At 32.4% G+C, this 6,334-nt stretch carries 9 protein-coding genes; 5 read left to right on the top strand and 4 right to left on the bottom strand.

The window, feature by feature from the left end:
* Positions 1-82: 82 nt before the first annotated feature.
* The 3 genes from E7Z77_RS03225 (at position 83) to E7Z77_RS03215 (ending at position 2,087) form a co-directional block, all read left to right on the top strand.
* A complete protein-coding gene (locus E7Z77_RS03225) occupies positions 83-217 on the top strand; it encodes a hypothetical protein (RefSeq protein WP_292750156.1) in 135 nt (44 codons plus the stop codon).
* A 320-nt stretch (positions 218-537) separates the two neighbouring features.
* The gene (locus tag E7Z77_RS03220) at positions 538-1,818 is read left to right on the top strand and encodes a DUF4143 domain-containing protein (RefSeq protein ID WP_292750153.1); all 1,281 of its coding nucleotides are present in this window, start codon (positions 538-540) and stop codon (positions 1,816-1,818) included.
* A 116-nt stretch (positions 1,819-1,934) separates the two neighbouring features.
* Positions 1,935-2,087 (top strand): hypothetical protein, encoded by a 153-nt coding sequence (locus E7Z77_RS03215; RefSeq protein WP_292750151.1) that lies wholly within the window; start codon positions 1,935-1,937, stop codon positions 2,085-2,087.
* On the opposite strand, the gene E7Z77_RS03210 is transcribed toward E7Z77_RS03215, so the two are convergent.
* The 3 genes from E7Z77_RS03210 to E7Z77_RS03200 are packed head-to-tail and all read right to left on the bottom strand — an operon-like array spanning position 2,079 to position 3,618.
* Positions 2,079-2,372 carry a winged helix-turn-helix transcriptional regulator gene (locus tag E7Z77_RS03210; protein ID WP_292750148.1) on the bottom strand — a complete coding sequence of 98 codons (294 nt, stop codon included), beginning with the start codon at positions 2,370-2,372 and terminating at the stop codon, positions 2,079-2,081. The two genes, E7Z77_RS03215 and E7Z77_RS03210, sit on opposite strands and share 9 nt — an antisense overlap.
* The gene (locus tag E7Z77_RS03205; protein WP_292750147.1) at positions 2,323-3,315 is read right to left on the bottom strand and encodes a sodium-dependent transporter; all 993 of its coding nucleotides are present in this window, start codon (positions 3,313-3,315) and stop codon (positions 2,323-2,325) included. Before E7Z77_RS03205 ends, E7Z77_RS03210 begins: the two co-directional genes overlap by 50 nt.
* Before the next feature lie 39 nt (positions 3,316-3,354).
* Positions 3,355-3,618: a hypothetical protein gene (locus tag E7Z77_RS03200; protein ID WP_292750145.1), complete on the bottom strand. Its 264-nt coding sequence runs from the start codon at positions 3,616-3,618 to the stop codon at positions 3,355-3,357.
* A gap of 362 nt (positions 3,619-3,980) precedes the next feature.
* Here E7Z77_RS03200 and E7Z77_RS03195 point away from each other — a divergent pair, with 362 nt between their 5' ends.
* Complete coding sequence (locus E7Z77_RS03195) at positions 3,981-4,388, top strand: flavodoxin family protein (protein ID WP_292750142.1); 408 nt, start codon at positions 3,981-3,983, stop codon at positions 4,386-4,388.
* A 68-nt stretch (positions 4,389-4,456) separates the two neighbouring features.
* On the opposite strand, the gene E7Z77_RS03190 is transcribed toward E7Z77_RS03195, so the two are convergent.
* Positions 4,457-5,224 (bottom strand): nitroreductase family protein, encoded by a 768-nt coding sequence (locus E7Z77_RS03190; RefSeq protein ID WP_292750140.1) that lies wholly within the window; start codon positions 5,222-5,224, stop codon positions 4,457-4,459.
* A 154-nt stretch (positions 5,225-5,378) separates the two neighbouring features.
* On the opposite strand from E7Z77_RS03190, the gene E7Z77_RS03185 reads away from it, so the two are divergent.
* Positions 5,379-6,332 carry a bile acid:sodium symporter gene (locus tag E7Z77_RS03185; RefSeq protein WP_292750137.1) on the top strand — a complete coding sequence of 318 codons (954 nt, stop codon included), beginning with the start codon at positions 5,379-5,381 and terminating at the stop codon, positions 6,330-6,332.
* The last annotated feature ends 2 nt before the right edge of the window (positions 6,333-6,334 follow it).

The raw sequence follows: 6,334 nt of genomic DNA, 5'->3' as shown, positions 1-6,334 counted from the left end.
TCGCCCTTATCTGTTCGTATGTTGTAGAACAAATTTCACTAAAAGTAGTAGATAATTTCTATATTGTTATGCCAACGCCAACATGAAGCTGGTCAAAAAGAACCAAAAGTTGCATAATACTGATTCACAGTTGCTGATTGGGGATGTTAATGAGGGTGATGTTGCAAAAGAGGCTAATGAACCCAGCTACATTGATATGCAACAAAAGTTAGTTTAAATCTATTTTTAACAAAAACTTTATATATCATGTTTTTTTCACTGTAATTTTACAAACTGGCTTCAACAAGCTTTAAATAAGTTTTATTTAAAAAATTATGGTAACTACTGGATTGATTGTATGCTTTTTATATGGTATGGAATTACTTAAATAACATTAGTATAATCACTTAAATATAAATACTATAATTACTTAAATAACATTAGTATAATCACTTAAATATAAATACTATAATTACTTAAATAACATTAGTATAATCACTTAAATATGAATACTATAATTACTTAAATAAAATTAGTATAATCACCTATGGCGGTAATATGGAATATATTAAAAGGTATGTTGATGAAGAATTAAAGGATATGCTTGAATGTATGGGGGCTGTTTTAATAGTTGGGCCAAAATGGTGTGGTAAAACAACAACGGCCACTCAATTTGCCAAAACCATAATTGAATTGCAACATCCTACATTAGGTAAATCATATATTGAACTGGCGGATGTGGATCCATTGCTGTTATTGGATGGGGAAAAACCATTATTGATTGATGAATGGCAGATGGCTCCAGAATTGTGGGATGCAGTAAGGTATTCCGTTGATAAAACAGACGGTTATGGTTTGTATATTTTAACAGGCTCTACAATTGTTGATAATTCTAAAATAAATCATAAGGGAGTCGGAAGGATTCACAGGTTGATGATGAGGCCGATGAGCTTATATGAAAGTGGCGATTCCAACGGCAACATTTCATTGGTTGATTTATTTAATGATAAATATGTTAAAATTAATGGAATTACTTCAGATTTATCTTTACGTGATTTAACTTTTTTGGCTTCTCGTGGCGGTTGGCCTGAAACACTGAATATTGAAGACAAACAAAAACAATTAATCGTAGCTTCTTCTTATTTTGATAACATATGTCGTGATGACACTTATAATATTGATGGTGTTAAACGTGATTCAAAATTATTTGAAGCAATTCTCAGGTCTTATTCACGCAACATTTCAACATTGGTTAGTAATACAAAAATAATGGCAGATATTGAAGAAAATTATGGTAAAATTTCTGAACCTACATTTTATTCATATATTACGGTTTTAAAGAATCTGTTTGTTATTGATAATGTTTCAGCATGGGCTCCAAATATTCGTTCAAAGCAAAAAATAAGAAAAACAGAAAAAAAGGAATTTGTAGATCCATCAATTGCAGTTGCAGGTCTTAATGTAACTCCTGAAATGTTGGTCTATGATTTGGAAACTTTTGGATTCATTTTTGAGACCATGTGCATAAGAGATTTAAAAGTATATTCCTCACCATTGGGTGGAAAAGTATTGTATTATAATGATGGTACTTTGGAAGTGGATTGTGTTTTGCAAATTGCTGATGGGCGCTATGGATTAATTGAGTTTAAATTAGGGGATAAAAGAATTGATGAGGGTGCTCAAACTTTATTAAAAATGGATAAGTTGATTAAACAAAAAATTGCTGAGGGAAATACACATATTCCGGAACCTAGCTTTTTAGCGGTTATAACTGGTAATCCAATTGCAAAAGTTCGAAAAGATGGGGTAATGGTAATTCCGATTGGAGCATTAAGATAATTCTATATGATATAGAGATAAATTCTCAAACGTAATGGATAATTGTGATAATTTTAAGCATTAATTGTTCACATTATATCAAACAAAAATCAAAAAAGTAGTAGATAATTTAAAGTGTGTTATGCCAACAGCAACATGAAAATGGTCAAAAGAATCAAAAATTGCATAATCATGATTCATCCTTGCTAATCGGTGATGTTGGTGAAGGGGATGTTGTAAATGAAGTCAATGAACCAAGCTATATTGATCCTCAAAATAGGTTATTCTAATAATTGTTTTCTAAATCCTTCTTTTGCCTTTAAAATAGTTTTTTCATCGTATAATTCTTTGTTATTATCTAAAGTAAATTCAACCAAGTCATAAATGACTTTATTCAGGGATTTCCCTTTATCGGTTAAGAAATATTCATCAGCATCTTTTTTAATCAATCCCTGTTCCTCCATGAATTTCAAACTTCTGGACAATGCTTTGTTTGACATTTCAGGTCTTTCCTTTTGAAATTCGCTAAATCTGGTTTTTCCAGATAAAACCAACTTTGATTCTTGATTTTTCATTTAAAACCGGAATGACTTTTTCAGCGCCGTAATACCATCCAAATATTACACATTGGATTGCGATTAAAAGCAATATTCCGAATTTGTTAACAAATCCATCTACAATTCCAACAAGGTAACTGCTTATTCCGCATGTAAAAATCAGTGAGCACAAACATCCAATAATACTTAAGATTGTCACCAGTTTTTCACGGCTCATATTGGATTTTGATGAAATTGAAGCTATTATAGGTTCAAAAAATGCAAATGCAGAACTTATTCCTGCAAATAATACTGCTAAAAAGAATAAAGGAGCCAGAATATGTCCGGCAATTCCCATTAAACTGAATATTTTTGGAAATACCACGAATATTAATCCTGTTCCTTCGCTGACTAATTGAATCATTGGGGTTCCTGATGTTGCGGACATATAACCGAGAATTGAAAACACTCCAAATGCAGTAAATATTTCAAAACTGGAGTTTGATGCAACAACAAGGAATACATTATCTGTCAAGCCTTTATTGTCCGACAAGTAAGAAGCATATGTTAGTGCCAGGGCTTCACCTATTCCTAGGGAGAAAATGATTTGTGAAAATGCAACAATCCATATGTTGATATCCCATAGAAGATTCCAATTGGGATTAATTAAAGCATCGATTCCTATATTCGCTCCGGGGAGTGTTAATGCAAAAACAACAATTATTGCCATTATGATAAATACTGCCGGTATTAAAATCTTTGAAGCAAGTCCAATCCCTTTATCAATTGATCTGTGGGAGATAAACCACAGAATAATCCATGAAACCACCACTCCAATTCCCACTGGAATGAAGAAATTGCCAATTTTTGAGAGATTTTCGCCCCCTCCAACATTTTGAACAAAATATGCTGCAGTATCGCTTCCCCAGCTAAAAGATAAGCTTTTAACAAGATAGAATAAATCCCAGCTAATAATGACCATGTAATATATTAGCACAATTGCTATTGAAAAAATAAGAACTCATGCAATGTATTCAAATTTAGGGTTTATCGATTTAAAAATTTCACTAAACGATTTTTTAAATGAAAATCCAATACCATATTCCAATATTAAAAATGGAATTCCCATTATAGCTATTGCAAAAACGTATGGGATGAAAAATGAACCTCCTCCATTGGAATATACAATATAACTAAATCTCCATATATTTCCTAGACCTATTGCAACTCCAATCATTGCAAAAATAAATGTTAATGTTGAATCCCATTGCGCATTTTCACTCATAAATTAATATTTGTTTATAAATTATATTAATTTTATTTTTAAAATCGGAAGATATCTAATATTTTATACATTATGGGTAAAAATCCCCATATATTTTGAAGGCCATTCAATCTAGATTCAGCTGTTGCCAGATTCTCAACACAGACGTTCTATTCCTAGCATTTGGCTGAAATCCATCCTCCATGAAAGGCTCCAAAATTGAATTTCATCATAATCTGTTTCTCCATGATGTGGAATGAGCATTTGCCTGCAACATTTATAATGAGGTTGAACAATAATTAATTTTAAATATATTAAAAATATATTATGACATAATAAAATTTCGATTAATTTTTATTTTTTAACTATTTTTGGTGATTTTAATGAAAATAGCAATAAGATATTACACTAAAACAGGAAATACAAAAAAACTTGCTGACGCTATCAGTCAGGTTGTGGATGTTGAAGCCAAAACTGTCGATAAACCGCTAACTGAAGATGTTGATATTCTTTTTTTGGGAAGTGCCGTATATGCTGCAGGTATTGACGGAAAAATAAAAGAGTTCATTAAAAACATTGATGTTAATGTGGGAGAAGTAGTAAACTTCTCATCAGCTGCCTTAATAGAATCCACTTACAGCCAGGTCAAAAAGGAAGTGGAAGCTAAAGGCATAAAAATGAGTGAAAATGAATTCCACTGCAGAGGAGCCTTTAAGTTTGTCCATAGAGGAAGGCCAAACGAAGAAGATTTAAAAAATGCTCAGGAATTTGCAAAGGGAATAATCAGTTAAGTCATATTATTGGTTCTCTTATTAAGATGAAGTTAGAAAAATGTGATGTTGTAGGTTAAATCAATTCTCTAAAGCTTTTTCACTTTCAAATCCTTACGTGGTGCAATTCTTTGATATTTCACATCAGGATATCCGATTACCATACATGTAACTACATCATACCCTTTTTCTAGCTCAAGCAACTTTTTAAGTTTTCGGCTCATTTTGCTGCACATGACAAAAAATCCGCTGTATAGGACTCCAAGTCCCAGGCTTTCAGCCATGATTTCCATGTATGAGCTTGCAAGACCGCCATCAACTGTACTTTTGCTTGCAACAACTATTACTAATGGTGCCCCTTTAAAAAAGAAGTCATCATCTATTTCTATTCTCTTCAAATAGCTTGCAAATGCAGATCCGAATTTTTTACCTTTTCTGAATAGGCCTAAACATATTTCTTCTGCTTCTTTTTGTCTGGACCCAAGAATTGTATATGATACCATCTGCCTGTTTGCTCCTGTAGGTGAATAGCGCCCGGCTTCCAGTATTTTTTCTATTTTTTCATCTTCGACGGGGTCAGGCTTAAATTGTCTGATTGTACGTCTGCTTTTCATTGCATTGAGTAATGTTTCGGGATTGATTTCACTCATTAAAACAACTTCTTCATCAATGAAATCATAGTTGGTCATGGTTATGGCGCCTTGTGGACAGATTGCATAGCAATGGCCGCATTCCATGCATCCTTGCTGGTTTGCATGAACTTCATCATTTTCCAGGAATAGGTAGGAGTTTGGACAGTCATCAATACACTTTGAACAGACAACACATTTATCGGCATCAATTTCAATAGGATTCATATCTTTCACCTTTTAATGTAAATATTTGCTTTATGAACAAATAAATTATTGGGTAATGGTTTTTTAACGTTTATGATGTGCATATGAACTATTAAAAATACATAAAAGATATATACTTTCAATTACAAATTTAGGTATGCCTAAAGGTGATGATATGAATTTAATGGAAAAACTTGAACCTGTGATAATATTCTCCGCAGTCATTTTAGGTTTGATTTTCAGCAATGTTCAAATTATCGCGGATAACACCACTCATTTGATAAACATATTCTTATGTTTGATGCTTTACGGTTTATTCTTGGATGTTCCATTAAATGAGCTCAAGGACAGCTTTAAAAATATTAAATTCACATCAACAAGTTTGATAATCAACTTTTTATGGACTCCATTATTCGGATACTTCATTGGATCATTATTTTTAAGGGGAAATGTCGATATCCTGATTGGCTTTTTCATGCTGATACTAACGCCATGCACGGATTGGTATCTGGTATTTACAAAAATGGCGAAGGGTGATTTAACTCTTAGCTTATCAATACTTCCAATAAATCTGATATTGCAGATAATATTGCTTCCAATCTATTTGATTTTGTTTTTTTCGACTGCAAACTCAATGGATTATTCGCAATTGGCTTATTCACTTATTATTGTTATTGTAATTCCATTCATTGCGGCACAAATTACAAAATGGGTATTGAATAATGTTTTGAAAGAAGATGCAGCTGAATTAATGGGCAGTTTGCAAATATGGTTCTTATCCCTTGCAGTGTTTTGCATCTTTGCAAGCCAGGGAGAATTGCTGTTTGAAAATTTAAACTCTATTGCAGTTCTGTTCATCCCATTAATCATATTTTTCATTGTCAATACAGTTATTGATCTGTTATTAGCTGAAAAGATTAATTTCACATATTCGGAATATGCGAGTTTAACAATGACTACATTAGCGCGTAACTCTCCATTGGCATTGGCCATTGCAATAAATTCCTTTCCGGGTCATGAGTTAATTTCAATAGCTCTTGTAATCGGTCCGCTGATAGAGCTGCCTGTATTGTATATTGTTTCAAGATTCTGTTTACGGATTAAGGATTCGGATTCATTTTTTAACTGAAT

Source organism: Methanobrevibacter sp. (assembly GCF_015062985.1).
Lineage (GTDB): Archaea > Methanobacteriota > Methanobacteria > Methanobacteriales > Methanobacteriaceae > Methanocatella.
The sequence above is the reverse complement of the archived record's forward strand: the minus strand, read 5'-3'. Positions and strand labels throughout refer to the sequence as shown.